This is a genomic window from Planctomycetota bacterium, from assembly GCA_016207825.1.
Lineage (GTDB): Bacteria > Planctomycetota > MHYJ01 > JACQXL01 > JACQZI01 > JACQZI01.
Map to the genome: position 1 here is coordinate 271,725 of JACQZI010000007.1, position 26,215 is coordinate 297,939.

Genomic DNA, 26,215 nt, shown 5'->3' on the forward strand with positions numbered 1-26,215 from the left:
TTACTTAACGGTGGCCTTGCCACTAACCACCTGTGACAAATCGGCGATGTGCTCGGAATACAACTTGTTTATATGCCTCATCATCAATATCCGGTTGTTCTTCAGCATCTGGTCCGGCACATTCACAAACACCTTATCAAAAAACGTGTGCACCGGCTCGGCAAATACCTTGGCATATAAAATCGAGGCGTCATAATATTTCTGCTGGCTGATGAGCGACTGAATCTGGTCCTTGTTATTCCGGTATGCCTCCCACAGGATATGCTCTTCCTTTTCCCTCAAAAGCTCGTCACGGACCGCGCCCGAGGCCTGCGATGCTTTCTGGATATTATAAGTCCGTTCCACCACCTCAACCAGCTTGGGCCAGGAGGCGTGCGTATGCAGTTTCACCAAATCCTTCAGGCGCGTCTTGAATAAGGACATATTGTCAAACCCGCTATTCAACACCGCCTGCACCAAATCGTGCGGATGCTGTTCATCCACGTGGCGGTTAATCAGCCGTTCCTGGAAAAACGCCATTATCTTATCCGCGTATTCCCGCGATTGCCCGAACTGAATCCGGTTTTTATCCGCCAATGTTTGTATCGTCCTTTGTATCTGCTCAAGTGCAAAGAGCATCAGTTTCCGGATAGAGGGCAGTGGAAGCCCGTTTTCCTCGATTATCCTGATAACGCCCAGCACCTGACGGCGCACCGCGTAAGGGTCCTGCGAACCGGTCGGCTCGAATCCGGCGACAAAGCAGGCCGTGATATTATCAAACTTCTCGGCAAGCGAAAGTACTATCCCGGAGGTTGATTTCGGGATGGCGTCATCCGCGGTCCGCGGTAAATAATGTTCTTTGATGGCGATGGCAACCTCTTCCGCGGCGCCCTGGATGCGCGAGTATTCATAGCCCATGATGCCCTGCAAATCCGGGAACTCGCCGACCATCTCGGTCAGTAAATCGGTCTTGCAGAGTTCCGCCGCGCGGGAGACGGTCAAGGTGATATCCGAACCGTAATTAAGCTCGGAGCAGATGAAAAGTCCGATTTGCTTAATCCTTTGGGATTTATCGTAGAAAGAGCCGAGCCTGCCCAGGAACGCCATCTGCTTAAGGTTTTCCGTTTTGGAGGCAAGCGGTATCTTTTTATCCTTTTCCCAGAAGAAGCGGGCATCGGTCAGGCGCGCCCTTAAGACCCTTTCGTTGCCTTCACGCACGAGTTTCCGGTCTTTGCCTCCGTTGGTGATGACGATGAATTTGGAAAGCAATTTATTGTGGACATCGCGCACCGGGAAATAGCGCTGGTGGCTTTTCATGGCGGATTCCAAAACCGCCGCGGGCAGTGCCAGGAATTCATGCTCGAATTCGCATTCCAATACCTCCGGATATTCGACGAGGTTGGTGACCTCATCAAGCAATTCCGTTTCCGTGAATTTGGAGCCGTGCTTTTTCAGGGCGTGGAGTAGCAATTGATGTATTTCCTCGCGCCGCTCGTCGTGGTCAACCATGACCGAGGCGCGTAATAAGGCTTTTTTATACTGGCTATAATCAGCCGAGCTTATCGTAATCGGCTTGTTATTTAATATATGATGCCCGCGGGTTTTATTGGATGACGCGATATCTGATAGTGATATCTTTATGACTTTCCTGCCCAGCAATACTACCAGGGAGCGGATAGGGCGGGCAAAGGAGAATGCCTTATCCTGCCACCACATTGATTTGGGGAAGGAGAGCTTGTTTATAAGAGCGGGGATGATGCGCGCGAGAACCGCCTCTATCTTTTCGCCGCGGACGGTCTGGAGAATATAACAGACTTTTCCCTTGTCCGAATCCTTGACCTTGACATCTTCGGGCTTGGTCTGGTAACGGCGGGCGAATCCGATTAATGCCTCGGTCGGCTTGCCGTCTTCTTTAAAGGCGATGGCGATCTTGGGACCTAAGATTTCCTTGCTGAAAGAAGTCTGTGAGAGAGGCAGCCCGGCGGCAAAGAGGACCATGCGGCGCGGGGTGCCGGTTGTATAGATTTTGCCGCAGGCCAGGCGCGATTCCTCCAGGAGCGCCTTAAAAGACTGCTCCATCTGGGCTAAAGCCGGGGTAAGATAACCGGCCGGAATCTCTTCTGTCCCTATTTCAAGCAGTAAGTTTGGCATAATTAATTAGTCACAGAGAGCACAGAGCCAGAATATTAATTTTTTCTCTGCGTACTCTGAGTCTCCGTGGCAAAACTTTAATTATATCTTATCACCATGGTCTCTAACGGGGCAAGATAAAAAGATAAACTTTTGGGGTCAGAATGACGATTTAATATAAACAGTATCATTAAGCAACTTATTAAAGGAATTACAATGAAAAATATTATTTTCTGCTTATTGCTGGGAGTTTTGGTTTTATCATCCGGCTGTCTGGCAGCCTTTGTGGGATTAGGGGCGGTGGGGGTATATTCATACAGCCAGGGGGAATTGGAAAGGACATATCCGGCGGATTTTCCAAAGACCTGGGAAGCGACCATGACGACATTGGAACAGCTGGAATTCGAAATCGGCAACCGCCAGAAGGATAATATTAACGGGCATCTGACCGCGAAAATGGCGGATGGCACGCCGATATACGCCAAGGTCAAGATGGTTTCAAGCGACGCAACCTCGGTGGGCATTCGGGTAGGGACTTTCGGAGACAGGGCGATTTCCGAGCATATCCACGATAAGATAAGAGACAAATTGAGGATTCCGGAGGGGGAGAGTAAGTAGAGAATATTCCGATGCCTTCGGTCGGGACTCCGCTTCGCTACGCAGACTGCCAGAGAATCAGAGTATCAGACTATCCCGACGTTCGTCGGGAGGCTTCGCACTCAGATTAGCGCATTCTTTGTCTTAAGCAACTTATCCAGCTTTTCATGATTTTTACACAAATTGGTTGCTGAAACGAGTCTAATATTATATAAAGAAGCTAACTATTATTGAATTTAAAGAAGGAGGAAACACATGGAAAAAGCGTTGAATATTGCCCTGTTTTTAATGGCTTGCGTTGCCGGGACATTCCTGTTTGTATTCGGCATACATCAGATTAAGCAAAAAGCCCATTCCAGATACGCCACAAAGTTTTTGCTTTACCTGAGCATTGTTCTTTTGGGGCTGGGCGCGATTGTCGGGGTAAGCAAACTGGGGAGGGCTCCGGTTTACGCCCAGGATAAGGAAACGGAAAACCCGCTGCTTAAACATGCAGACTGGATATTTATCCAGTCGACTTACAACCGAATAAAAACCGCCGGCACAGAAACAATCAAAGAACTGGAGAAGAACGTGATTGAGGCGCAGAAGAAAGCGGATGAACTGCATGCCAAAACGCTGATTTCGCGGGAACTGAGCGATTATTTAAAGACCCTGTTAAGCGAGAAACTAGAAATAACGAAACAGCGGCTTCAAGATAAAAAACCGGATATGAAAAAGATGCTGCCTTCAACCGTTAAGAATCTCCAGTTCCAGGGCAAGATTCTGAAAGAATTTGCCCGCGATATCTCCCGGAACGACTCATGGCTGGCACAGATGATGAAAGACGCGGTTAAAGAAAACTTCCTGCAGATGAAAGGGATGTCTTTTGACGAACGGATAAAGGCGGGAAACCTTAAACGCGTGGAATATAAAGAAACCGTAACCGCGCTTATGGATAATTTGTTTGTATATTACCGCCGTTCGATTCCCGGTTCTATTTTGAATAAACCAACGGAAGACGAGCCGGAATTCACCACTAAATACGGAGTGATTCCTTTTGACGATGAAGAGATCGCTCCCGCTCCAAAACAGTCAGCAATAAAAAACATCAAGGGCTCGTTGTTGTTTAAAGATGCCGGTAAGGATTGGGATAAAGCCAGAGAAAATATCGGCCTGTTTACCACAACCGTTTTGGAAAACCAAACGAATGAAACAGTAGAAATTATTTTTACCAACGGCATGACCGCTGAAATCAGCAAGCAGGAAATTTTGGTCGGCTGGGAATTGGATGTCGGGTTTAAAGCCACTCCGGAATTGAAAGATAAGATAACCGGCTTAATCAAGCAATTGGGCGATGATAATTGGGATGTCAGAGATAAAGCAACGGAAAAACTGAAGAAAATAGGCCCGGTTGCCAAGGAGCTTTTAGAGGAAGCCTTGAAAACAGCCACTGAACCGGAGGTCAAGATGAGGATAAATGCTCTTTTGAAAGATATTGCGGAGAAGCTCAAATCCATAGGAACAGAGCCTATTCAGGATAATCTGGCAACCAAAGTCCCCCAATTTGAACCTTTACTGCCGCCGCCACCGGTTTACGGGTCAAGGCCGAAATAATTATGATAAAGCAGGCTTTTAACCGTTTTCTGGACTATAACTGGGCGAATATCTGGAATACCATTTACCGGATAAAAGGGAAAGCAGGGCTGCTGCCCCAGCCGGAAGAGGTCCAATGGCTGACAACCGGCCGGTGCAACCTTTCCTGCGCCCATTGCGGAACGAATGCCGGGCATAAAAGCGAGGATGAACTGACCACTCGGGAAATCAAGCAGGCAATCGACGAACTGGCTTTGATGGGCACGAAGCTTTTGGAGCTTACCGGGGGCGAGCCTTTGCTAAGAGAAGATTTGTGGGAAGTGCTCCATTACGCCAAAGAGCAGGGCATTAAATATTCGTTGGTAACCAACGGCGCTTATGTCCCGCGATACGAGAAAGAGTTGAAGGCGTTGCCGCCGGCGGCGGTTAAGGTCAGCGTGGACGGCATTCCGAAAACACACAACGGATTGCGCGGGGCGGATAATTTTGATGCCTGTATGCAGGCATTAAAGTTTTTTGAAGGATTAAATATCGGCACGCGGGTTTTATGCACTACGCTTAACCAAAGGAATTTTCAGGAGTTAGAGGAGCTTTTCCTGCATGTGCGCGCTTCAAGCGCCAATTACTGGGAATTTCATTTATGCGTGCGCGAAGGACGGGCGAAAACGAACCAGGATTGGATGTATCTGGATAAAAACCAGATTAAGCAGCTTTTCCGCTTTATACTGGCGAATAAGAACGTCTTCAATATTTTTATGGGTGAAAGCTGCGGTTATATCGGTTCCTATACCAGGCGCCTTTATGACCATAGATTTTTCTGCGGCTGCGGCTGGAGGACATTTACCATTATGCCGAACGGCAACATCGCCGGCTGCCCGGCGTTTGAAACGCAATGGACAGAAGGGAACCTGCGGCAGAAGTCTTTGCGCTGGCTCTGGCAAAACCGGTTTGAGCGGTTTCGCCAGCAAACCGATTTGACGGATGACTGCCGTAAATGCGATTATCTGCCGGCCTGCGGCGGCGGATGCTGGATGATGCGGCGGACCGGCGACCATTGTTATAAGGAAATCTGGGAAAACGGCCTCTAATCGGCTAAACTTAATTCAATCCGCCTCTTATCTTTTTTAACTCTGAAATAAGCCGGGGATCTTTCATCTGGATGCCGTTTGAAGCGTGTGATTGGTCGGCAGAAAGGATATCCAGGCTGAAAGGCAGAAACCCGATAATTTTTATCCCTTCTAGATCCTTACGGACCAATTCCTTGTCCGAATCATTCCTGATTTTATTCCCGACCGCCCTGATATTTTTAATGCCTATCTGCTTGGCCAGTTGTTTTATTTTGAGAGCGGCCTGGATGCTTTTGATGCTCGGCTCGACAACCGCAACCATGACATTGACTGAATCCGCGGTGCTCCTGCCCAAGTGTTCGATACCGGCCTCCATATCCATAATCACGACCTCATCACGGTCCAGTATAATATGCCGGACGAGCGCCTTGATAAGCGCGCTTTCCGGGCAGACGCAGCCCGAGCCGCCGGCCTTGATCCCGCCCATGACAACGAGTTTTATACCGTTATATTCATGCGCAATCTTTTCCGGCAGGTCTTCCACCGTGGGATTAAGCTTGAACATCTGGCCGAGCGTGCCGGGCTTGGCGCCGGTGCGCTCTTCTATCAAGGATGACATCTCGCTTAGCGGCTTGATTTTATCCGGATTGGGGAAGCCCATTGCAAAGGCGAGGCTCGAAACAGGGTCGGCGTCTATCGCTAAGACCTTTTTCCCATCATCCGCGAACGAGCGGGCGAGCAATGCGGCCAGGGTTGTCTTGCCTACTCCGCCTTTACCGGTAATTGCAATCCTCATAAGATAAATCCTACCGCAGAGACATAGAGAGCACAAAGATTAAGTTATGATTCTTCGATATAATTTCCCGGCGATAAAGACAACGAAAATAGTTACTAAAGATAATACCCCGATATCCTGCCCGATTCCGTATATGCTTGCCCCGTTATCGAGCATCAACGCCCTTAAGGCATCGACCTGATAGGTCAGGGGGTTGAAGCTCGAAACCACTTGGAGCCACGAGGGCATTATCGATATCGGGTAAATGGCGTTACTGGCAAAGAAGAGCGGCATAGTCATCAATTGCCCGATGCCCATAAAACGCTCGCGCGTCTTGACCAGGCAGGCAATGATAAGCGAGAAGGTGGAAAATATGACCGCCCCGAAAAGCACGACTAGAAGCACCCCGGCTATTTTCAAGGGATGGAAATCCAGCGACACGCCGGCGATTAACGCGACGATATAAATAATCACTGTCTGGCACAAGCCGCGCACCCCGGCTGATAACGCCTTGCCTAGGACCAAAGCGGTTCTGGGGGTGGGCGAGACCATGAATTTATGGATGACGCCCAAATCGCGGTCGAGGATGATGGAAATTCCGTAAAAGATTGCCACAAATAAGACGCTCTGGGCGAGTATGCCGGGCGCGAGGAAATCGAGGTATTTCAGGTCGCCGGTCGGGATGGCACGCACCTTGGTAAAGACGCTCCCGAAGATGACGAGCCAGAGTATCGGCTGGACCGCGCGCATCAGGAGCTCGCTCGGGTCGCGGCGCAGCTTGTGAATCTCGATATTGACAATAACGAGCGTCTTGGTGACGAACTCGGAGACTCCGGCGATAAACCCTCTCTTTTGGAAAGCCAGCGGTTTATCCGAGCCTTTTTGCGGTGCGTCTGGTCCTTGAGATTTCACGGTAATTCCCTTCTGAAGTCAATTCGCTTTTGGCGTAATGGATAAAGACGTCGTTCAAGGTGGCGTCAGGTTTTTCTATGGATTTCTTAAGCTCTTTCGGCGTGCCCAAGGCGACCATTTTGCCCAGGTGCATAATCGCCACGCGGTCGCATAATTCATCGGCCTCTTCCATGTGGTGCGTGGTCAGGAATATGGTTGTGCCGAATTCAGACTGGAGATTCCGGATATGTTTCCAGACCGCCTCGCGCGCTATCGGGTCGAGGCCAACCGTTGGCTCATCCAGGAACATAATGAGAGGTCTGTGCACCATGGACTGGGCGATTTCCAGGCGGCGAATCATCCCGCCGGAATACTTGCGCACGAGCTTATCGGAGACATCGCTTAAGCCCATAAAAGCCAAGGCGTCATTCACCCGAAGCTTGGATTCCTTGCGAGTGATATCGTAAAGCCGGGCGAAGAAATAAAGGTTTTCGTATCCGGTCAAAGAGCCGTCCGCGGAAATCATCTGGGGAACATAGCCGATAATCCTGCGGACAGAAGAATCCTGCTTGATTATATCGAAACCTCCGACCGTTGCCGAGCCGGAAGAAGGAGGTAATAAGGTGATGAGCATCTTGATAAGGGTGGTCTTGCCGGCTCCGTTCGGGCCCAAGAGGCCGAAACACTCTCCCTTTTTGACGGCGAGCGAAAAATTATCCACGGCGGTTAAATCGCCGAAACGGCGGGTGATAGATTGCGTTTCCAATATCGTCATTGAATAAAAATATACACCAATTAAAGGGGCGCTTCAAGAAAAAGAAAGGGCATATTAACCACAGAGTTCACAGAGAAAAGATATTTGCTGAGGAGAATAATTTGTTTGCCCCATTGAAAGGAAGTTGATATAGTTAAGGAATAATTTTCTCAGTGCTCTCTGTCCCCTTACGGGGAGGCTAACGCACCGGCTAAGTATTAAATAAGGAGTGATAATATGGGGTTTTTCAGGGAAGCTGAATTGAATAAGCGCGAGATTATCAAGGGAGTTAATCTAAGAGTTGCCTCATGTGAAAAGACCATGATAACGCTCTTCGACTTCGAGCCGAATGCCACAATGCCCCCACACCGCCATCCGCACGAGCAGATAACCTACATCATCAAAGGCGAGCTCGAATTCACCCTTGAAGGCAAAACCAAGGTGCTTAAGGAAGGCGACGGGGTGGTAATACTCGCGAATCAGGAACACGGCGCCAAGGTGTTAGGCAAACCCGCTAAAGTGATTGATGCCTGGTATCCGCAGAGGGAAGATTACAAAACGGTTAAATAGTGATTGTTTTATAGCGTGCGGCGTGGCAATTCAAATTGACCGCCACCGGCAGTGCAGTGATATGGCAGGAAGCTCTTTCGATATGAACCGCCAAGGCTGTGATTCTTCCGCCCAGTCCCGAAGGCCCGATTCCGGTATTATTTATATCCGTCAATAATTCCTGCTCCAGTTTCGCGTAATACGGGTCGGGATTAGCTGTTCCCAAAGGCCTCAGGAGCGCCCGCTTTGCCAGGACCGCCACTCCGTCAAAGGTGCTGCCGATTCCGATTCCGACCACTATCGGTGGGCAGGGATTGGAGCCGGCGGTTTTAATCGTCTCTACGACAAACTTCTTTACGCCCGCGATTCCGGCAGAAGGGGGGAGCATAATCAGTTTTCCCATATTCTCGCTGCCGCCGCCTTTGGCGATAAAGGTGATTTTGAGCTTTTCTCCCGGGACGAGTTCCGTATGGATAACCGCCGGGGTGTTGTCTCCGGTGTTCTTTCTGTTCAAGGGGTCGATGGTGATGGATTTCCTCAAGTAGCCTTCGGTATAGCCCTGGCGGACGCCCTCGTTAATCGCGTCATAAAGATAGCCGCCCTTAAGGCAGACATCCTGTCCGAGCTCGATAAAGATGACCGCGGTGCCGGTATCCTGGCAGATTGGCATCTGCTTATTGCGCGCCAGTTCATTATTCTTAACCAGCTGCGCCAGCACTTCCTTCCCGACCGTGGATTCTTCCTTTTTTATCGAATCTTTCAATGCCTGCTGGACCTCCTCTGGAATAAAATAGGCGGCGTCCATGCAGATTTTCTTGATGGTGGAAGTGATGATATCGGTTTTAATTTCCCGCATAATTAAATCCTTTCAGAAAAGCCTTGATATTAAGCTCCTCTGTTCCGGGGGGAACGGAGGATTTAATGGCTTCCTGCATGGCCTTTTCCGAGACCACTTTTGCCTTGGCGGCGAAGAAGCCGAGCATGACGATATTGGCAACCATGCGCTTGCCGACTTCTTCGGCCAGCTTGCTTGCCGGTATCTTGAATATCTTGACGTCTTTACGGGGCGCGTCCATTTTAACCATATCCTGTTCGACGAGCATGATTCCGCCCGGCTTAAGGTCGGCGGCGTATTTATTATAAGCGCCCTGGGACATGACTATCAGGACGTCCGGATGGGTGACGATCGGGTAGGTGACGTCTTTATCGGAAACGATTACCTGCGTGCTGCAGGAGCCGCCGCGCGATTCCGGCCCGTAGCTCTGGACCATGGTCGCGAAGAGGTCGTCGTAAATGCTGGCGGCCTTGCCGGCGATATACCCGGTGAGTATTATCCCCTGCCCGCCAAGCCCGCTGAATATAATTTCCTTATTCATTCTATTCTAATGCCTGTCTCTTTCTTCTTCGGCCATTTTAAATACCTTGCCTTTTTGCATGGTGTTGCTCCGGCGCTCGGTGGTCAAGCCCAGGTAGCTGGAGCGTTTGATATCGACAAAGTTGCCGACCACGATTTTCTCCTTGCGGACGATATTTATATCCTTAAGCTGGGCTTTATGGTCTGTCAAGGTGTTTTTCTGGTAGAATTTCATCATGTCAAGTCCGCTTCCGATTTTATTATTGCGCGCGTAAAGGGTCGGGCAGGGCGAGATTATTTCCAGGAAGCTGAATCCCTGTTTTAAGATGGCTTTGCGCATGGATAATTCCAGCTGCCGCGCGTGGTAAACGGTCCAGCGGGAAACATAAACCGCGCCCGAAGCCGCCGCGAGATACGGAAGGCTCATCGGAAACGCGAAATTGCCGTATGGAGTGCTCGAGGTTATCGCGTTAAGCGGGGTGGTCGGGCTTGCCTGCCCGCCGGTCATCCCGTAATTGGAATTATTGACGCAGATGACGGTGATATCGACGTTGCGGCGCGCCGCGTGGATGAAATGGTTGCCGCCGATGGCAATCAAGTCGCCTTCCCCGGAAAATACAATAACCGTCAAATCCGGCCGTGCTAGTTTTAATCCGGTCGCGAACGGAATCGCCCGCCCGTGCGTGGTATGGAAAGAATCTACATTTATATATCCGGCGATGCGCCCGGAGCAGCCGATGCCGGAAACTACGGCAATCTTGTTCTTTGGGGTTCCGGTATTGACCAGCGTATTCAAAAAGACATTCAGGGCAACGCCCAGCCCGCATCCGGAACACCAGATGTGGGGCATGCGCTCTTCCCTGACGTATTCGTCAAGAGGATGGAGCATATCGGGCTTTTCTAACATTAGTTCTTCTTTCATTTCACCGCTTTCTTTATAGCTTCAAGTATCGTATCAGGATTATGCGGTTCGCCGCCCATATGGGGTAGTAAAGTCACCTTGGCTTTTCCGGCAACCGCCCGCTCCACTTCGCGGACCATCTGCCCGGCGTTAAGTTCCGGGACGATAAACGCCTTTACCCGGCCGGCGATTTCCCTGATTTCTTCCTCAGGGAACGGCCAAGCGGTAATCAGGCGGAACATCCCGACTTTGATGCCTTCTTTGCGCGCCTGTTCAATCGGGCGCATGGCGATTCTGGATGTTATCCCGTAAGCGCAGACAACAATCTCCGCGTCTTCCAGGTATTTTTCCTCATACATGAGGATATCTTTTCTATTAACCACAATTTTATCAACCAGCCGCTGGACGGATTTCTGCTGGGTTGCCGCGTCTATCTTGGGATAGCCGTTTTCCTCGTGCGTCAGTCCAGTAATATGTATGTAATAACCTTCGCCGGCATTGACCATATCCGGAACGAGGTCTTTTTCCGGTTTATAAGGTATATATTCACCCGGAGGCAGTTTCGTATGCCTGCGGGGATAGAGCTTTATCTGGGAAGCCGGCGGGATGACAACCTTGCCGGTCATATGGGCAATCACTTCATCAGCCATGACCAAGACGGGCAGTCTGTATTTTTCCGCGAAGTTAAATGCCTGGATGGTCAGGTCGAACATCTCCTGGGGAGAATTGGGGCACAGGGCTATGATTTCATAAGTCCCGTGGGAGCCCCAGCGCGCCTGCATCATATCCGCCTGTGCGACCAGAGTGGGCAGTCCCGTAGAAGGTCCGCCGCGCTGGACATCCACCACCACGCAGGGAGTTTCGGTCATGATTCCAAGCCCGATATTTTCCATCATCAGGCTGAAGCCTGGGCCGGAGGTTGAGGTCATGGATTTCTTGCCGCCCCAGGAAGCGCCCAGAATCGCCGCCATTGAAGCGATTTCATCCTCCATCTGGATAAAGACGCCGCCTATCAGCGGGAGCCTTTCGGACATCCGCTCGGCTATTTCGGTCGCCGGGGTGATGGGGTATCCGCCGAAGAAAGTGCATCCGGCGGCCAAGGCGCCCTCGGCGCAGGCGATATCGCCGTTGATGAAGTGGGTGCCCGTTAAAACCGGTTCGTTTTCAGACATATATTTCCTTAGGAAGCCGACCCGTCGCCGGGGTCTTCCGTTTTCGCTCCCTTTGATTTCTTGATATAGATGGCGAAATCCGGGCATAAAAGCCCGCAATTATTGCACCCGCTGCATAGTTCCGGTGATTTTACCAGAGGGTAGTGGTAGCCTTTGCTGTTATATTCGGGGGACATTGCTAGGACGGCTTTGGGACAGAAACTGATGCAATATTCGCATCCTTTGCAGCGTTCGGATATGGTAACAAGCTCTCCCTTGGGTACTTTGGTGACCTTTATCTTGAGTTTATCTTTCAGTAAGTCACTAGTCGATTTCATAGCATTTAAACCATCTGGTTACTTTATAACAAGCTGGCAGTTATGTCAAATAAAACCCGTTTTGTTGAATAAGTCGGCAGGGATAAGCTAAAATAAAAAGCGCGGAATGCTGATATCGGAAACAATAAGTTTTCCCAGGTATTTTTTGGCTAACTTGTTCTTGAATCCCGTTTTAGGCGCGCCGAAGGTGATGGTTTTGTCCGCTTTGATAGCTATACCCAACGGGATACCTTTGTCGCAATCGAGACCTGAAGGGACGTCCACCGCAATAACCGGTATTTTAGAGCGGTTGATAGATTCAACCAGTTCTTTTATAGGGCCGTTTATCGGACGTGTTAAGCCAATGCCGAAGATAGCGTCTATGATAAGTGATGGGTTTAGACCGTTTAACGGTTTAACCGTTGATTCCATTACGGGGAGGCGCATCTTCAGGGCGATTTTCAAGTTGGTAGCCGCGTCGCCGGTTTTGGCCAGGGCTTCTTTAAGATTGCCCAGATAGAATACTTTGACCTTTACGCCGGAATTAAAGAGGTGACGCGCGGCAACAAATCCGTCGCCTCCGTTATTCCCTGAGCCGCAGATAATATGAACTATCCCGCTCCGCTTCGCTTCGAGAACGCGACGAATATTTTTGTGGTGGGTCAGCGCACTTCCTTTCTTGGATTTTAGCATCTTGAGAGCTTCCAATGCGACAGCTCTGCCGGCATTTTCCATGAGGACCATTCCCGAAATGCCGTATTCCTCGATAGTCCGGCGGTCGAGTTCCTGCATCTCTTTCCTGGAAAGATATTTCATAATAAATTACATTCAGTATGGTAAACGGATTTAGCTGATTTATCTGATGGGATAAATATCAGTTTAATCCGTTTAATCAGATTACAAAAAAGGATTACCGTGCTTTTCCGCGCCGACGGTCGTTGCCGGTCCGTGGCCAGGATAAACCACCGTATCATCCGGCAGTGATAATATCTTTTCCTTAATGTTCCGTATTAATTCCTGCATCGAGCCGCCGGGGAAATCCGTCCTCCCCACTCCCATCTGGAAAAGGGTGTCGCCGGTAAATATAGTCGGAACGGCTTTAATCCCGGACGGTTGATGCAACAGGGAAATGCCGCCCAGGGTGTGTCCCGGCGTATGGAGAATTTTAAACTCGTGTTTCCCTATCTTTAGGGAATCGTTTCCTTCAAGAAGTTTATCGGGTTCAGGCGAGGTATAGGAAAAGCCGAGTTCCGTGGAGAGATTTTTATGCGAGGCGCCCAGCATTGCTGAATCAGAAGGATGGATGCAGAGCAGGGCATCCGGGAATGCCTTCTTCAATTCCGCGTTCGCCCCGATATGGTCGATATGCCCGTGGGTATTGACGAGATAAACCGGTTTCAGCTTTTTCTTCTTAAGATAGTTGACGATTTCTTCCCCATCACCGCCCGGGTCGATGACAAGGGCTTCGGAATCCGGCGGAAAATTTACCACATAACAACACGCCTGGATGGGACCGACAATCAAAGTTGCTACATTCATAGTTCTTTTTCCTATATATTTACTAATGATTAAACGTTAAATGCCCGGCGCCGATAATTTCCTCGATATCCTGTATGAATCTTTCAGAGGGGGAAACGATGAAATCCGTGCCTGTTTTAAGGAGAATTTTCTGGTTTTCCGGAGTGGTGATATAAATAAAAACTGGGCAATTACCGGGATGCGCCTGAAGGACATCTTTCACGCCCTGGATGATGCGTTCTTCCAGGCCGGTAACTGAAAGGTTGATAGTGACGCTTCGGGCAAGTTCTTCATAAGCGTGCGCCAGGGGTGCGACTTCCCTTACCTTTATAGCCGTGATGCCCTGGCGGATGCTTAATTTCCCTTTGATAAATATAATTCTATCTTCCCGGATGAGGTCTTTATGCCTTTTCAGTTCATCCAGATAAACAATCGCATCAATCATGCCGGTTAAATCCCTTAGTTTAAAGATGAGCCGTTTCTCGCTTTTCCCGTTTCCGCCCCGCCGGAGGCTCGATTGAACGCCTGAAACAATGCCGCCTATTTTAACATCAACCTCTTCGTTTAAAGAGTTAAGGGTTTCCGTATTATGGGAAGAGAGTTCTTTGATGATTTTTTCATACTTGACTAGGGGATGGCCGGTGATATAAAGCCCGGTTGCCTCTTTTTCCATCTTAAGCAATTCTTCCTGGCTCCACGGGTTAATTCTGTTAATATCAAAATACGCGGAATAATTGGTTTCGCTATCCGAGCCGGTTTTTGTGGAAAGGAGATTAAGCTGCCCAGATTTCCGGTCCGATTGTTTCTGGGCGGCAATCTTGATGGTTTTATCGGCGATTGCCATCAGTTGTGCCCGGTGATGACCGAGGGAGTCGAAAGCGCCGCATTTAATAAAGCTTTCCATGACCTGTTTGTCTACGATAGACAAATCAACTCTTTCGCAGAAATTGAAGAAAGAGCGGAATTTGCCGTCTTTCTCGCGGGCGGTGATTATTGTTTTCACGCCTGCCTCGCCGACGTTTTTTACGGCCGAGAGGCCGAAGCGGATTTTCTTTCCTTCAACGGTAAAAGTGGATTCGCTTTCATTAACATCTGGCGGTGCGATTTCAATTTCCATGCGCTTGCATTCCTCGATGTATTCCACGATTTTATCGGTTGTATGGCGGTGGGTGGTGAGAAGCGCGGCCATATATTCAACCGGATAATGCGCTTTAAGGTAAGCGGTCCGGTATGAAGTCATCGCATAAGCGGCCGAGTGCGATTTGTTAAAACCGTATCCGGCAAAGAATTCCAGCAGGTCATAAATACCATTGGCGATATCGGATTTAATCCCGTTTTTGACCGAGCCGTTGACGAATTGTTCGCGGTAATGGCTGGCTAATTCCACTATTTTTTTGCCCATGGCTTTGCGGAGCGCATCGGCTTCTGCCAGACTCAAGCCCCCCAGCCGGTTAGCGATGCGCATAACTTGCTCTTGGTAGAGAACAACGCCGTTTGTTTCTTTCAAGATTGGTTCGAGTGTCGGGTGTAAATAGGTGGTTTTTTCCTCCCCGTGCTTGCGCAGGATGTAGTCATCCACCATGCGGCTTTTCAAGGGGCCCGGGCGGTATAAAGCAATCAAGGCGATGATATCTTCGAAAATATCGGGTTTTAATTTCTGTTCCAGGTCACGCATGCCGGCGGATTCCAGCTGAAAGACGCCTTTGGTATCGCCGCTGCTCAATAAGCGGTAGGTATCCTTGTCATTCAAGGGGATTTTTTGGATATCTATTTTGATATTACGGTTCTTTTCCACTATTTTAACGCAATTATCTATGACCGGCAAAGTCGCCAAGGCGAGCATATCAACTTTCAAGAGACCTATTTTCTGCAACTGGTCCATATCGTACTGGGTGGTAATGACGCCGGAATTATTATAAAGAGGGGTATATTCAGTAAGGACTTTATCGGCAATGACGACTCCGGCCGCATGTGTTGAGGCGTGGCGGCAAAGCCCTTCCAGTTTCATTGAAATATCGAATAATTCTTTTGTTTCTTTCTTGTTTTGGTATAAGCTTTTCAATTCCTTATCTGAATCCAGCGCTTCCCTTAAGGTTATCCCTAGCGTATCCGGTATGCGTTTTGCCAGCCGGTCCACTTCGAACAAAGGCATGCCCAAAACGCGACCGACGTCGCGCACCGCGGCACGCGCCTTCATGGTTCCGAAGGTAATGATTTGCGCGACACTATCATTCCCGTATTTTTGCCGGACATAATTTATCACCTGTTCGCGGCCTTCCTGGTTGAAATCAACATCGATATCCGGCAGTTCGCGCCGCCCGGGATTCATAAAACGCTCAAAGAGCAAATCGTATTTTAAAGGGTCAATATCCGTGATTTCAAGCGTATATGCCAGCAAAGACCCGGCGCTGGAGCCGCGGCCGGGACCGACGGAAATATTATTCTGCCGCGCGTAACGGATAAAATCCCAGACGATAAGGAAGTAATCCGCGAAGCCCATTTTTTCAATCACGCCCAGCTCGTATTCCAGGCGCTTCCTGGCTACGTCCGTTGGTGTTCCATAACGCATATTCAATCCTGTTTCGCACAGCGCACGCAGGTATGCCGCCGAGCTTTTCCCTTCAGGAGGCTTGAATTTAGGCAGGTGGTAATCCCCAAAGCGCATTTCCAGGTTGCAGGCATCCGATATCCGGACGGTGTTTTTTATCGCGTCAGGTATTTCGGAAAAAATGGCTTTCATTTCATCGGGTGTTTTATAATAGAATTCATCCGTCGACATCTTGAGACGGTTGGAATCGGTGACGAGCTTGTTCGTGGCAATGCACAGGAGCACATCATGGACCTTGGAATCATCCCTGGCTAGGTAATGGACATCATTGGTGGCGGCAACCGGGATATTGAGTTCTTTGGATATTTTTACCTGCCCCTTGATGATTTCTTCCTGCTCTTTTATGCCGTGGTTTTGCAGTTCGATGTAAAAATCCTCTCCCAATAAATCCTTGTAAAAGGAGGCGACCTCGAATGCTTTTTCCGGCTTGCGGTGGTTAAGGTGATAAGAAATTTCCGAACTCATGCAGCCGCTTAAGACAATAAGCCCGGAACAATGGTTAGCCAGGACTTCTTTGTCAATCCTGGGCTTGTAATAAAAGCCCTGCTGGTACGCGATTGAAGAAAGCTTAAGCAGGTTCTTGTAGCCGGTCTCGTCCTTCACAAGCAAGGTGAGGTGGTAATAAAGCTCCTCGTTATTGGAATGCGTTTTCTCCGTCATCTTGCCCGGTGCTACGTACATTTCACACCCGACAATCGGTTTTATGCCGTTTTTTAGGGCGTTTTGGTAAAACTCAACCGCCCCGAAAAGGTTGCCGTGGTCCGTCAGCGCGACGGCGTTCATCTGCAATCTTTTTGTTATCTGGAAAATATTCTCGAATGTGGCAAATCCGTCCAGCAAACTATACTGGCTGTGGAGATGCAGGTGGACGAAATCGCTTTTTTTCATCAGTGGGATACATTATAATGATTTTATATTTATTAGCAACAATTTTCCGATGAGCCGTCCGGGTTGGTTTGATGGATTCTTTAAGTCCCCTCTAAAAAGAGGGGGTGCCAAAGGCAGGGGTGTGTTAATAGCCGCGGAACCTTTAACCCATGCTCTTCAGGGTGGCCACCGCTTTTTTATGGTTGGGCGAGGAAAAAAAGTAGCTGGCCGTCACTAAAATATTTGCCCCGGCCTTTACCACCAGCGGCGCGGTTTTATCGTTTATCCCGCCATCCACCGCGATATCCCCTTTGTAAATCGCGTGAAGCTGCCTTATCTTCGGGACGACCGCTTCCATGAACTTCTGCCCCGAAAATCCCGGATTGACGGACATAATCAGCACCATATCCATCTCCGCCAAAAGCTGGGCGTCAAAACACAAAGGCGTGCCGGGGTTCAGGGAAACCGCCGCTTTGACATCCGCACCTTTGATGATTCCCAAATCCCTTTTAAGTTTTGCCAAATCCACCCGCTGGACGTATTTGATGACGGATGTCCGTTCGAGGTTCGCCAGGAGCTCCTTTTCCTCGCCGGAGAGTTTCTCGTTGGCGCTTCCGGCCCAGGGATAGCATTCCGCGTGGACGGTGATGATATCAACACCCGCCCTCAGGAATTCCGGTATGTAACGCGAGGGGTTGCGAATCATGAGGTGCGCGTCCAAAGGAAGCCTGGTGTGTTTGCGGACAGCTTCCACCACCACCGGACCGAAGGTAAGGTTCGGCACAAAATGCCCGTCCATTATGTCGAGGTGTATGATATCGACTCCGGCGTCTTCGCATTTCTTAAGCTCGCCCTTAAGGTTGGAAAAATCCGCGGAAAGGATGCTTGCCCCGACTTTTATATCCATATTATTCCTTATCCAATATTATTGTTTCAGCGAATGTTTTATAAAATCACGGAACAAGGGATGCGGGTTTACGGGCTTGGATTTAAACTCCGGATGGAATTGCACGGCCAAGAACCAGGGGTGTTTCTTGAGTTCTATTATTTCCACCAGGTTATTATCCGGGCAGACTCCGGAAAGGGTTAGCCCGTGGTCGATAAATGCCTGCCGGTAATGGTCGTTGAATTCATAACGGTGGCGGTGGCGTTCGCATATCTTTTTGGCGCCGTAGGCCCGGGCGGCAAGCGACCCCTGCGACAGGTTGCATGGATATGAGCCCAGCCGCATCGTCCCACCCATATCCTTTAGCCCCAACTGGGTGCTCATCAAATCGATTACCGGATAGGGCGTTTGCTTGGCGAATTCGGTCGAGTGCGCCTTTTTCCATCCTAAAACATTCCGGGCGAATTCAATTACCGCGCATTGCATCCCCAGGCACAGCCCCAGGAACGGGATATTCCTGGTGCGGGCGTATTCGATTGCCTTTATTTTGCCTTCGATTCCGCGTATTCCAAATCCGCCGGGGACGAGGATGCCTTTCACCCCTTTAAGCATTTTAGCCGCGCCGTATCTTTCCACGTCTTCGGCATTCACCCGCCGGATTTTCACCCGGCAGTTATTGGCGATTCCGGCGTGCGTCAGCGATTCGTTGATGGATTTATACGCGTCAGAGAGCTCCAGGTATTTGCCGACCATGGCAATCTCGGTTTCCAGGCGCGGCTTTTTTATGGTCTGTAATATCTTGTGCCATTTCCGCAGGTCACGCTTAGAGCATTTAAGCTTAAGGCGCTTGATGATGATTTCATCCAGCCTTTGTTCGGAAAGCATCACCGGCACCTGGTAGATGCTGTAATCCACGTCTTTTTCCTCTATGACGGCGTTCCGGGCGACATTGCAGAAGAGGGCGATTTTGCCGAGCATTTCCTCGGTCAGCGCTTTTTCCGTCCGGCAGATGAGGATATCCGGCTGGATTCCTATTTCCCGCAGTTTCCCGACGCTGTGCTGGGTGGGCTTGGTTTTAAGCTCGCCGCTGGCGCACAGGTACGGAATAAGCGTCAGGTGGATAAAGAGGACGTTTTCCGCTCCGTGCTCCAGCCTGAACTGGCGGATGGCTTCCAGGAAGGGGAGTCCTTCGATATCGCCGACCGTCCCGCCGATTTCGACCAGTGCGACATCAGTATCGCGCCGGATGGGTTTCATGATGGCGGCCTTGATTTCGTCCGTGATATGGGGGATTACCTGGACGGTCTTGCCGAGGTATTCTCCGCGGCGTTCCTTGGCGATGACCGAGGAATAGATGCGGCCGGTCGTGAAATTAGAATCTTTAGTCAGCTGGGCATTAGTGAACCTTTCGTAATGGCCCAGGTCCAGGTCGGTCTCGGCGCCGTCTTCGGTGACGTAGACCTCGCCGTGCTGGAAGGGATTCATGGTGCCGGGGTCGACGTTGATATAGGGGTCGAATTTCTGGAGGCTGATTTTAAGCCCCTGGTTTTCGAGCAAGAGTCCGATGGAAGCGGAGGTGAGGCCTTTGCCGAGTGAAGAAACCACGCCACCCGTTATAAAAACGAACTTGGTCATGGGATAATATCATAGCACACTAAAAAGGAAAAGCAAGAAAATCCTACAAGATAACTTTAATATTTTCAGTGGTCAGAAAAGCCCCCGCTTTTCTGCACTGCAAGAAAAACCGCCTCTACAAACTACAATTAATCAGGCGTCCCGTCCCGCATAGCTGAACGGGACAACTTCATAATATAAAATGATTTTCCCTTATCCTGTTTTACGGGAATAACCTCTAACTCACGATTATTTTCTTGTCTCTAAGTAAGGGAAAAGGTGTCCTTTAAAATACAATTGCTTTGACAATCTGTCCTCGGAAATCTATACTTTACCTCATGGCAATAAACATAAGCCCGTTTTTAGCAAAGCTTATCCTTAAGGTTAATCCGTTCCGCAGGCTTATTGTTGTCTGCAAAGGATACAACGAGGATTACGAAAACTTTACCGAGCTTGTCTGGCAAGACGATAAGGATTTAGATTTTTACGATAAAGACACTTACCCCGAATTCCAATTGTGGCTAATCCGGTAAGTTTAGTTATATTCCGAAAAAGGGCGATGGGCAATACGCCGGGGTGTGTTCCAAGAGGAAATAAAATGGGTAAATTTGGAGAATGTGCAATTAAAGCGGTTGATTTAATATTATCTAAAAGTATTAGAAACCCGGAAGAGGCGTGGAAAGTAGCAGCTACTGATATTTTCAAAAATGAAGTTACAACTCAGGATAAAGTTTGTCCAAAAAATGCTTTTCTTGGTCTTTGCGAAGAAGGAAAAATTAAAGGCGTTACGTGTGGTAATTATACAGCCTCAGAAAACAATAAATCATATGCAATTAAAGCTGTACAACTACTACAACTAGACACTACCCTTTCTCGTAGCCAAAAAGAACTCTGGGCAAGAATTACAAATAATTCTGTTAAGCAGAACCAACAAATGGATGTTGTGATTGCTTTATGGGACAAAAAGTTAATTGTAATTGAGTAAGATGTCCCCCGAATTATAAAAGATCAAGGATTAGTGGATGAGCCCATTAAAAGTAAAAAGGGTTATAGGAGATTTAGATTGACAAATTCTAAACGTATTCAATATGCTTATCAAGGTAATAATAACATTTTATTTACTAAATATGGAAATCACGATGAGACATTACGTTAGTTTGAAAATTTTACATATATGATGCAAATGTCCCCTCTCCGCATTCCAAAACCCCCCTCCCCTGATTTTCAAGGTGCCGGTTGGGATACTTTTTGGAGCACATCCCCATACCTCTTCGTGCAGTTCTAGATAGATTTAGGTGCAGTTTCCCAGCCCTTTTGGAGCCCGTCCCCAGCCCTTTAGGTGCCGGTCCATAGGGATTTTGGAGCCGTTCCCCGGGATTCTTGGAGCCGCTTTCCATACCTTTTGGGGCAGTTTCCCGTAACTCTTGGAGCCGTTCGGGGTAGCTCTTCGAGCCGCTTGGGATAACTTTTGGAGCCGTTTGGGATAGATTTTAAAGCCGCATCCCCACCCTACCCCGTATATAGAGGGGCACCCTAAGACTCATTTTAAGTTCAAAGGTTCAAGGATTAAAGGGTTAAAGGACAGAAAGGAAGGGTAAAGATATGGAAAACGATGATGAAAAGGCGATATCAAGGATTAAGGTGCGGGTATTTATACCGGATGAACCGCCTGCGGAGTATCTGGAGAAATGGAAGCGCTCCATGATAGAAGCCGGCCCCAGGATGGGCAGGAATCTTAAAGCATCCATCTCCGGCTTAGGCGATTATGCACAAAAGATGGCTAAGCCTACTATCAAGAACAAGATTGAATTCCTTAACCCCAATTACCGCACCAAACGCGGCAAGACATTCGAGAATATTATCAACAGCATGATAACCAATATCCCCGAAGCCTACGGCAAATTCAAGGATAATACCGAACGGATATTTGAAACCGTGGACGGGGAAGCCGCCAAAAGATTCGCAGAAAAGATTGAGCAAGAGGCGTATTGGACGGCGTTAAAAATAAGCCAGACGGCATTGCCCTTTGGCGGTTATAAGAATATCGTGAGGGGCGTAGTGCCCTTTGCCGCCCGTTGGCTGACCGGAGATTTAACGGTCATGGAGTTGCTGACCAAATCGGATATCTATTACGGAAGGCATCCGGTTTTAATAACACAGCCGGAGCGATCCGGGGAATTCAGGAAAAGGCTGATTAACCGGATTAAAAAAGCCGGGTCGAGGATAGTCCAAACGACCGAGAAAAACAAGGAACGTGTCATCGCCGAAGAAAACGCCTCGACCAATCAATTAGTTAAAGACTATGCTTTGGAAGAGCTTGACGTGAGCGTGAATTTTGTCCTCGAAACCACACAGCTATATCTGGATATTCAGGTTAGTCAACTGTAGTTAATCCCGCTACGCTGCCCCTCACGGGATATCTGATGATTACGCTTCGGGGACGCCAATCGGGTTAAGATAAAATGTCGTTTTAGAGGAAAACAATTAGGAGTTACCTCGACACTTCGGAAGCAAAGTCAAGCGCTTTTTAGCTTTGTCTTTATAGCTTTTCCTGATGGCTAACCCGAATGCCAGGAAACACGCCGCTTCGACTATCAAATATAACCCGAATATAAAAATGCCCATGTCCAGATAAAGTTCGCCATTGCAATACACTCTTGCGTTGGTTAAAAAGTAGCCGATGAGCAGCATGAAAACCGAGCTGATTATAAGAAAACAATAGGTTGTTTTAACGCTTTCCATATATATATATATACGTATAAAAACCTGATTGGTTCAAATAAAATTCCGCTTTCGAGAATATTTGTTGGTAACTCCCTTTTTGCGAAAGGTGCGCTATTTTATTTGATATTTATCCCAAAACTACTATTATGTACGGATATGAAAGCGATAAAGATAGGCAAACAGCTCTTCGGCGGGAAAGGCTCTTTCTTCGTCATCGCCGGACCCTGCGTCATAGAAGATGAAAAGAGCCTCTTCAGCACCGCCAAACGGCTTAAAGAAATTACCCGTAAGCTCAATCTCCCCTTCATCTTCAAGACATCCTACGATAAGGCGAACCGCTCGAGCCTCTCTTCCTACCGCGGGCCCGGATTAAAAAAGGGACTCGATATTCTCGCGCGCCTCAAGAAAGAACTGGGATTATTGATATTGTCCGATGTCCATAGTGCCATGGAAATAGGGCCGGCTTCCAAGGTTCTTGATATCATCCAAATACCGGCGTTGCTCTCCCGTCAGACGGATTTAATCTCCGCCGCCGCCAAAACCGGTAAGCCGATAAACATAAAAAAGGGGCAATACCTTGCCCCGTGGGATATTGAGAATGTTATTGGGAAAATCACTTCCGCGGGTAACCGCAATATCATCATTACCGAACGGGGAGTTTCCTTCGGGTATAATAATCTGGTGAGCGACATGCGGGCAATCCCGATAATTAAATCATTCGGCTATCCGGTTGTTTACGATGCCACTCACAGCGTCCAACTGCCGGGTGGCGCGGGCAGTAAATCAGGCGGAGAGCGGCAGTTTGTCCCGGCGCTGGCGCGCGCGGCGGTTGCCGCCGGCTGTGACGGCGTATTCCTGGAGGTGCACCATAACCCGGATAAGGCGCTGTGCGACGGCCCGAATATGTTGCCGCTGGAAAGCCTGCAGGGACTCCTTAAAACTTTAAAACAGATTCATAAAATCGTTTCATAAATGCTATCCAGATTCGCAAGTTATCTGGGATTGATAATCTTATCTTTGGCGATTCCCTTTATTTTAAGCCGCCGGAAGGAAAACGCCTCTCCCTTTTGGCCGCTTAAGACTGCCGGCATTGCCTTTGGCGATGTGTGCCTGGTTTTAATCATCCTGGTCGCTTCTTCAGGCGGAGCGGGTTTTGGCGGAGCATTTAAGCTTGCAGCGTTTCTGCTTTCTTACTGCGTTCTACTTACCGGATTATATTTCCTGTTGTGCGCCTTGGGCGCGCCCGGAGTTGCCGCGCAGGCAATGGTGACGCTGACAGCTTTTTTGATGATGGGAACCTTGTTTTACGCGGATACGCTTATAGACGCTGTTTCCGCAGAGGCTCGCAAGGCAGTTCTCCAGTGGCTGATTAACCTGAATCCGCTGGTAACAATCGGCTCCCAGGTTTTCGGGGATGATTTCCTGCGGTTGCCGGTGGTTTACCGGACAACGACGATACATTATTATCCTTACAGCTATCCTTCGCTGTGGACGGTTATTTTGTGGTATTGGGCCGTGGGCGGAGTTTCTTTCCTGGCAGGCTGGTTTATAGGCAAGAAAAATGAATTTGGCAAGATTAGTTGATTATACTCTCTTAAGGCCGGAGGCGACGGCAAAGGAGCTCGAGGCGTTTTGCCGGGATGCCCGGAAATACGGCGTCTACGGCGTTTGCGTCAGCCCGGTTTGGGTGAAAGAGAGCGTCCGTTACCTAAAGAAAAGCAATATCGTCGTCGGGACGGTCATCGGATTCCCTCTGGGCAACCAAACCAAGGCGGCCAAACTGGTAGAGCTAATGCAGGCAATCGAAAACGGGGCGCGCGAGATAGACGCGGTGATTAATATCGGCTATATAAAATCCGGCTGGTATAATAAGGCATTGGATGAGCTTAAGAAGATAGTCAAATTCGCGCACCGCTTTAATGCGGTGGTTAAGATTATCATAGAAACGGCGTATCTCAGCCGCGAAGAGATTATCAAAGCGACGCGGCTGGTGATAAAAAGCAAGGCGGATTTTGTCAAGACCTCGACCGGATTCGCGCCGACGGGTGCAAGGGCGGAAGATATAAAACTGATTAAGAAGATTGCCGGCGATAAAATCCGGATAAAGGCCGCCGGCGGCATCCGCGATAGAAAGCAGGCATTAACTATGGTGCGTGTCGGGGCGGACCGGCTCGGCATCAGCAAGATAGGAGCGATCTTAAAATGAACCCAAAAGTGCATAAGTTGATAATCAGTATCATGATACTTTTCATTTCCTTTGCCATCCTTAACGAGTTCGTGCTGACGGAAGACGAGATAAGATTTGAAAGCTTCGTTAAAATAGTGGTGGTGATTGTGGCGGTGCTGATGGTCGGGATGATGTTTTTATCTCCCGGCAAGGCAAGGAAGCCGCTTAATCTGCTGAAAGTATCCAAGGGCGCGGACCCGTCTTTCCGGGTTATCGGCGCGGGCGACAGCAAAGAGGCGCCGCCGCCGAAGGCCTTTTACCTGCCGGAGAGCTCGAAGAAGACGTCCGCAAACGCTACCCCCAAGCTTTTCGGGACGGCCGGCATCCGCGGGCTGACCAACCTGGAAATCACTCCGACGCTGGCTTTAAAGATAAGCCATGTTTACGCGGATTGGCTGGGGAATAAAGGGACTGTCGCCATCGGGCACGATACGCGCTACGGGGCGGATATGCTCGCGCGGATTATTTCCGGCGGGCTGCTTTCCGGAGGAATAAATATCCTGGATTGCGGGACCATTCCGACCGGCGGCATCGCGCATTATATCGTCAGCAATAAGCTTGCCGGCGGAGTGCTTATCACCGGCTCGCACATGCCTTATAATACAATCGGGATTATCGTTATGATGGCTGACGGGGCGTATATTCCGGAAGAGGTGGCGCACAGCCTGGAGGAAAGATTCGCACGGTATGAAATCCGCAACGCCAGGATTATGCCCGAGGCAATCGGCGAATATAAACAGGCGGATAATCCGATTGGGAGCTACAAAGAATTCCTCTTGGGATGCGTCGACCGCGGGCTGATTAAGCAAAAGAAGTATAAAGTCTTGGTCGACCCGGCCAACGGGACGGCTTCGATGATACTGCCGGATTTACTGAGGGAGCTCGGATGCGAGGTTAAGGCGATTAACGACAATATGCAGCCCGTGCCCGAGCGTTCCGCCGAGCCCAGGGCAATTAACCTAAAAGAGACCGCGGCGAAGGTGACCGAATATGGATGTGACATCGGGATTGCCACGGATATCGACGCGGACCGGGTGCTTTTTATCGATGAGGCGGGCACGGTCCTTTCCGAGGATTTGGTCGGTGCTATCTTTACGCGCTCGGTTTTCGCCGGATGCAATGATGAAAAGCTTTGCGTCACGCCGATTAATTCATCCGGCTTGGCGGAGCATACCTGCGGCGCGGAAGGAGTAAAGCTGGAATACTGCCCGATAGGACAGCCGGCGACGCTTAAGGTGATAAAGAACCTGAGGGCGTCTTTTTCCTATGAGGAATCCGGAAAATATTACTTCGCCCGGCAGGCGCTCTGGCCGGACGGGATTTTGGCAAGCCTTAAAATAATAGAAATAATGGCTAAAGCGAATAAAAAGCTTTCTGTTTTAGCGGGAGAATTTCCAAGGTTTTATCAGGTGAAACACACGATAAAATGCGATAACCAGAGAAAAGACAAAGTGATGAAGAAAGTCTTTGATATCTGGCAGAGGGAAGGAATTGAAAATAAGGTCAAGGATATTACGATTGACGGGTTGAAACGCGTCTACCAAGATAAATCCTGGATGCTTATCCGGGCGTCCGGAACCGAGCCTTTGATTCGGGTTTACGCTGATGCGATATCCCAAGAACGGGCCGAGGAACTGGTCCGTATCGGAGAGGATATCGTTAAAAAGGCGATGGAGAAGTAGGACATGCTGGGCGGTACCACGGCCAAATCCGGGATGACCGCATATCGAT

General features: G+C 49.2%; 26 protein-coding genes. 11 read left to right on the forward strand and 15 right to left on the reverse strand.

The annotated features are described in order from the left end of the window. Positions 1-2,130, reverse strand: coding sequence for a glycine--tRNA ligase subunit beta (locus HY811_03020; GenBank protein ID MBI4833780.1), 2,130 nt, complete (start codon positions 2,128-2,130; stop codon positions 1-3). A gap of 195 nt (positions 2,131-2,325) precedes the next feature. Here HY811_03020 and HY811_03025 point away from each other — a divergent pair, with 195 nt between their 5' ends. The 3 genes from HY811_03025 to HY811_03035 all read left to right on the forward strand — a co-directional run bounded on the left by HY811_03025 (position 2,326) and on the right by HY811_03035 (position 5,369). Continuing rightward, a complete protein-coding gene (locus tag HY811_03025; GenBank protein ID MBI4833781.1) occupies positions 2,326-2,727 on the forward strand; it encodes a DUF3568 family protein in 402 nt (133 codons plus the stop codon). Positions 2,728-2,961: 234 nt separating this feature from the next. Beyond that, a complete protein-coding gene (locus HY811_03030) occupies positions 2,962-4,302 on the forward strand; it encodes a HEAT repeat domain-containing protein (protein ID MBI4833782.1) in 1,341 nt (446 codons plus the stop codon). A 2-nt stretch (positions 4,303-4,304) separates the two neighbouring features. Continuing rightward, the gene (locus tag HY811_03035) at positions 4,305-5,369 is read left to right on the forward strand and encodes a radical SAM protein (GenBank protein MBI4833783.1); all 1,065 of its coding nucleotides are present in this window, start codon (positions 4,305-4,307) and stop codon (positions 5,367-5,369) included. Between the two features lie 10 nt (positions 5,370-5,379). Here HY811_03035 and HY811_03040 read toward each other — a convergent pair whose 3' ends face one another. Genes HY811_03040 through HY811_03050 form a run of 3 tightly spaced genes read right to left on the reverse strand, consistent with a single transcriptional unit; the run spans position 5,380 to position 7,789 of the window. Continuing rightward, on the reverse strand, positions 5,380-6,144 hold the full coding sequence (locus HY811_03040; GenBank protein MBI4833784.1) for an AAA family ATPase: 765 nt from the start codon (positions 6,142-6,144) through the stop codon (positions 5,380-5,382). A gap of 39 nt (positions 6,145-6,183) precedes the next feature. Further along, positions 6,184-7,035, reverse strand: coding sequence for an ABC transporter permease (locus HY811_03045; GenBank protein MBI4833785.1), 852 nt, complete (start codon positions 7,033-7,035; stop codon positions 6,184-6,186). Beyond that, positions 6,992-7,789, reverse strand: coding sequence for an ATP-binding cassette domain-containing protein (locus tag HY811_03050; protein ID MBI4833786.1), 798 nt, complete (start codon positions 7,787-7,789; stop codon positions 6,992-6,994). The genes HY811_03045 and HY811_03050 overlap by 44 nt, the downstream gene beginning before the upstream one ends. Before the next feature lie 216 nt (positions 7,790-8,005). On the opposite strand from HY811_03050, the gene HY811_03055 reads away from it, so the two are divergent. Beyond that, positions 8,006-8,338, forward strand: coding sequence for a cupin domain-containing protein (locus HY811_03055; protein ID MBI4833787.1), 333 nt, complete (start codon positions 8,006-8,008; stop codon positions 8,336-8,338). Here HY811_03055 and HY811_03060 read toward each other — a convergent pair. The 10 genes from HY811_03060 to HY811_03105 form a co-directional block, all read right to left on the reverse strand. Continuing rightward, complete coding sequence (locus HY811_03060; GenBank protein MBI4833788.1) at positions 8,331-9,173, reverse strand: fumarate hydratase; 843 nt, start codon at positions 9,171-9,173, stop codon at positions 8,331-8,333. The two genes, HY811_03055 and HY811_03060, sit on opposite strands and share 8 nt — an antisense overlap. Further along, positions 9,160-9,693, reverse strand: a complete 534-nt coding sequence (locus HY811_03065; protein ID MBI4833789.1) for a 2-oxoacid:acceptor oxidoreductase family protein — start codon at positions 9,691-9,693, stop codon at positions 9,160-9,162. Before HY811_03065 ends, HY811_03060 begins: the two co-directional genes overlap by 14 nt. Before the next feature lie 6 nt (positions 9,694-9,699). Then, a complete protein-coding gene (locus HY811_03070) occupies positions 9,700-10,578 on the reverse strand; it encodes a 2-oxoacid:ferredoxin oxidoreductase subunit beta (GenBank protein ID MBI4833790.1) in 879 nt (292 codons plus the stop codon). Positions 10,579-10,589: 11 nt separating this feature from the next. Then, complete coding sequence (locus HY811_03075; protein MBI4833791.1) at positions 10,590-11,744, reverse strand: 2-oxoacid:acceptor oxidoreductase subunit alpha; 1,155 nt, start codon at positions 11,742-11,744, stop codon at positions 10,590-10,592. Between the two features lie 8 nt (positions 11,745-11,752). Further along, entirely contained in the window at positions 11,753-12,061 is a 309-nt protein-coding gene (locus HY811_03080; protein MBI4833792.1) for a 4Fe-4S dicluster domain-containing protein, read from the reverse strand. Positions 12,062-12,148: 87 nt separating this feature from the next. Further along, a complete protein-coding gene (locus HY811_03085) occupies positions 12,149-12,856 on the reverse strand; it encodes an NAD(P)H-hydrate epimerase (GenBank protein MBI4833793.1) in 708 nt (235 codons plus the stop codon). An 81-nt stretch (positions 12,857-12,937) separates the two neighbouring features. Next, positions 12,938-13,579 carry an MBL fold metallo-hydrolase gene (locus tag HY811_03090; protein ID MBI4833794.1) on the reverse strand — a complete coding sequence of 214 codons (642 nt, stop codon included), beginning with the start codon at positions 13,577-13,579 and terminating at the stop codon, positions 12,938-12,940. Between the two features lie 22 nt (positions 13,580-13,601). Next, positions 13,602-17,054, reverse strand: coding sequence for a DNA polymerase III subunit alpha (locus HY811_03095; GenBank protein ID MBI4833795.1), 3,453 nt, complete (start codon positions 17,052-17,054; stop codon positions 13,602-13,604). Positions 17,055-17,196: 142 nt separating this feature from the next. Then, on the reverse strand, positions 17,197-17,940 hold the full coding sequence (locus tag HY811_03100) for a ribulose-phosphate 3-epimerase (GenBank protein MBI4833796.1): 744 nt from the start codon (positions 17,938-17,940) through the stop codon (positions 17,197-17,199). Positions 17,941-17,958: 18 nt separating this feature from the next. Then, entirely contained in the window at positions 17,959-19,554 is a 1,596-nt protein-coding gene (locus HY811_03105; protein MBI4833797.1) for a CTP synthase, read from the reverse strand. Positions 19,555-19,871: 317 nt separating this feature from the next. Between HY811_03105 and HY811_03110 the strand changes: the two genes are divergently transcribed. The 3 genes from HY811_03110 (at position 19,872) to HY811_03120 (ending at position 21,921) form a co-directional block, all read left to right on the forward strand. After that, positions 19,872-20,066, forward strand: coding sequence for a hypothetical protein (locus HY811_03110; protein ID MBI4833798.1), 195 nt, complete (start codon positions 19,872-19,874; stop codon positions 20,064-20,066). A gap of 65 nt (positions 20,067-20,131) precedes the next feature. Continuing rightward, complete coding sequence (locus HY811_03115) at positions 20,132-20,518, forward strand: hypothetical protein (GenBank protein MBI4833799.1); 387 nt, start codon at positions 20,132-20,134, stop codon at positions 20,516-20,518. 617 nt (positions 20,519-21,135) lie between these two features. Beyond that, positions 21,136-21,921 carry a hypothetical protein gene (locus HY811_03120; GenBank protein MBI4833800.1) on the forward strand — a complete coding sequence of 262 codons (786 nt, stop codon included), beginning with the start codon at positions 21,136-21,138 and terminating at the stop codon, positions 21,919-21,921. 96 nt (positions 21,922-22,017) lie between these two features. Here HY811_03120 and HY811_03125 read toward each other — a convergent pair whose 3' ends face one another. Beyond that, the gene (locus HY811_03125) at positions 22,018-22,275 is read right to left on the reverse strand and encodes a hypothetical protein (GenBank protein MBI4833801.1); all 258 of its coding nucleotides are present in this window, start codon (positions 22,273-22,275) and stop codon (positions 22,018-22,020) included. Between the two features lie 138 nt (positions 22,276-22,413). Here HY811_03125 and kdsA point away from each other — a divergent pair, with 138 nt between their 5' ends. From kdsA to HY811_03145, 4 genes are read left to right on the forward strand one after another with little or no spacing between them, the layout of a single operon-like run. After that, positions 22,414-23,229 (forward strand): 3-deoxy-8-phosphooctulonate synthase, encoded by an 816-nt coding sequence (gene kdsA / locus HY811_03130; GenBank protein MBI4833802.1) that lies wholly within the window; start codon positions 22,414-22,416, stop codon positions 23,227-23,229. After that, positions 23,230-23,841, forward strand: coding sequence for a hypothetical protein (locus HY811_03135; protein ID MBI4833803.1), 612 nt, complete (start codon positions 23,230-23,232; stop codon positions 23,839-23,841). Then, positions 23,819-24,463, forward strand: a complete 645-nt coding sequence (deoC, locus tag HY811_03140; protein ID MBI4833804.1) for a deoxyribose-phosphate aldolase — start codon at positions 23,819-23,821, stop codon at positions 24,461-24,463. The genes HY811_03135 and deoC overlap by 23 nt, the downstream gene beginning before the upstream one ends. Beyond that, positions 24,460-26,166 (forward strand): phosphoglucomutase, encoded by a 1,707-nt coding sequence (locus HY811_03145; GenBank protein ID MBI4833805.1) that lies wholly within the window; start codon positions 24,460-24,462, stop codon positions 26,164-26,166. Before deoC ends, HY811_03145 begins: the two co-directional genes overlap by 4 nt. Positions 26,167-26,215: the final 49 nt, after the last annotated feature.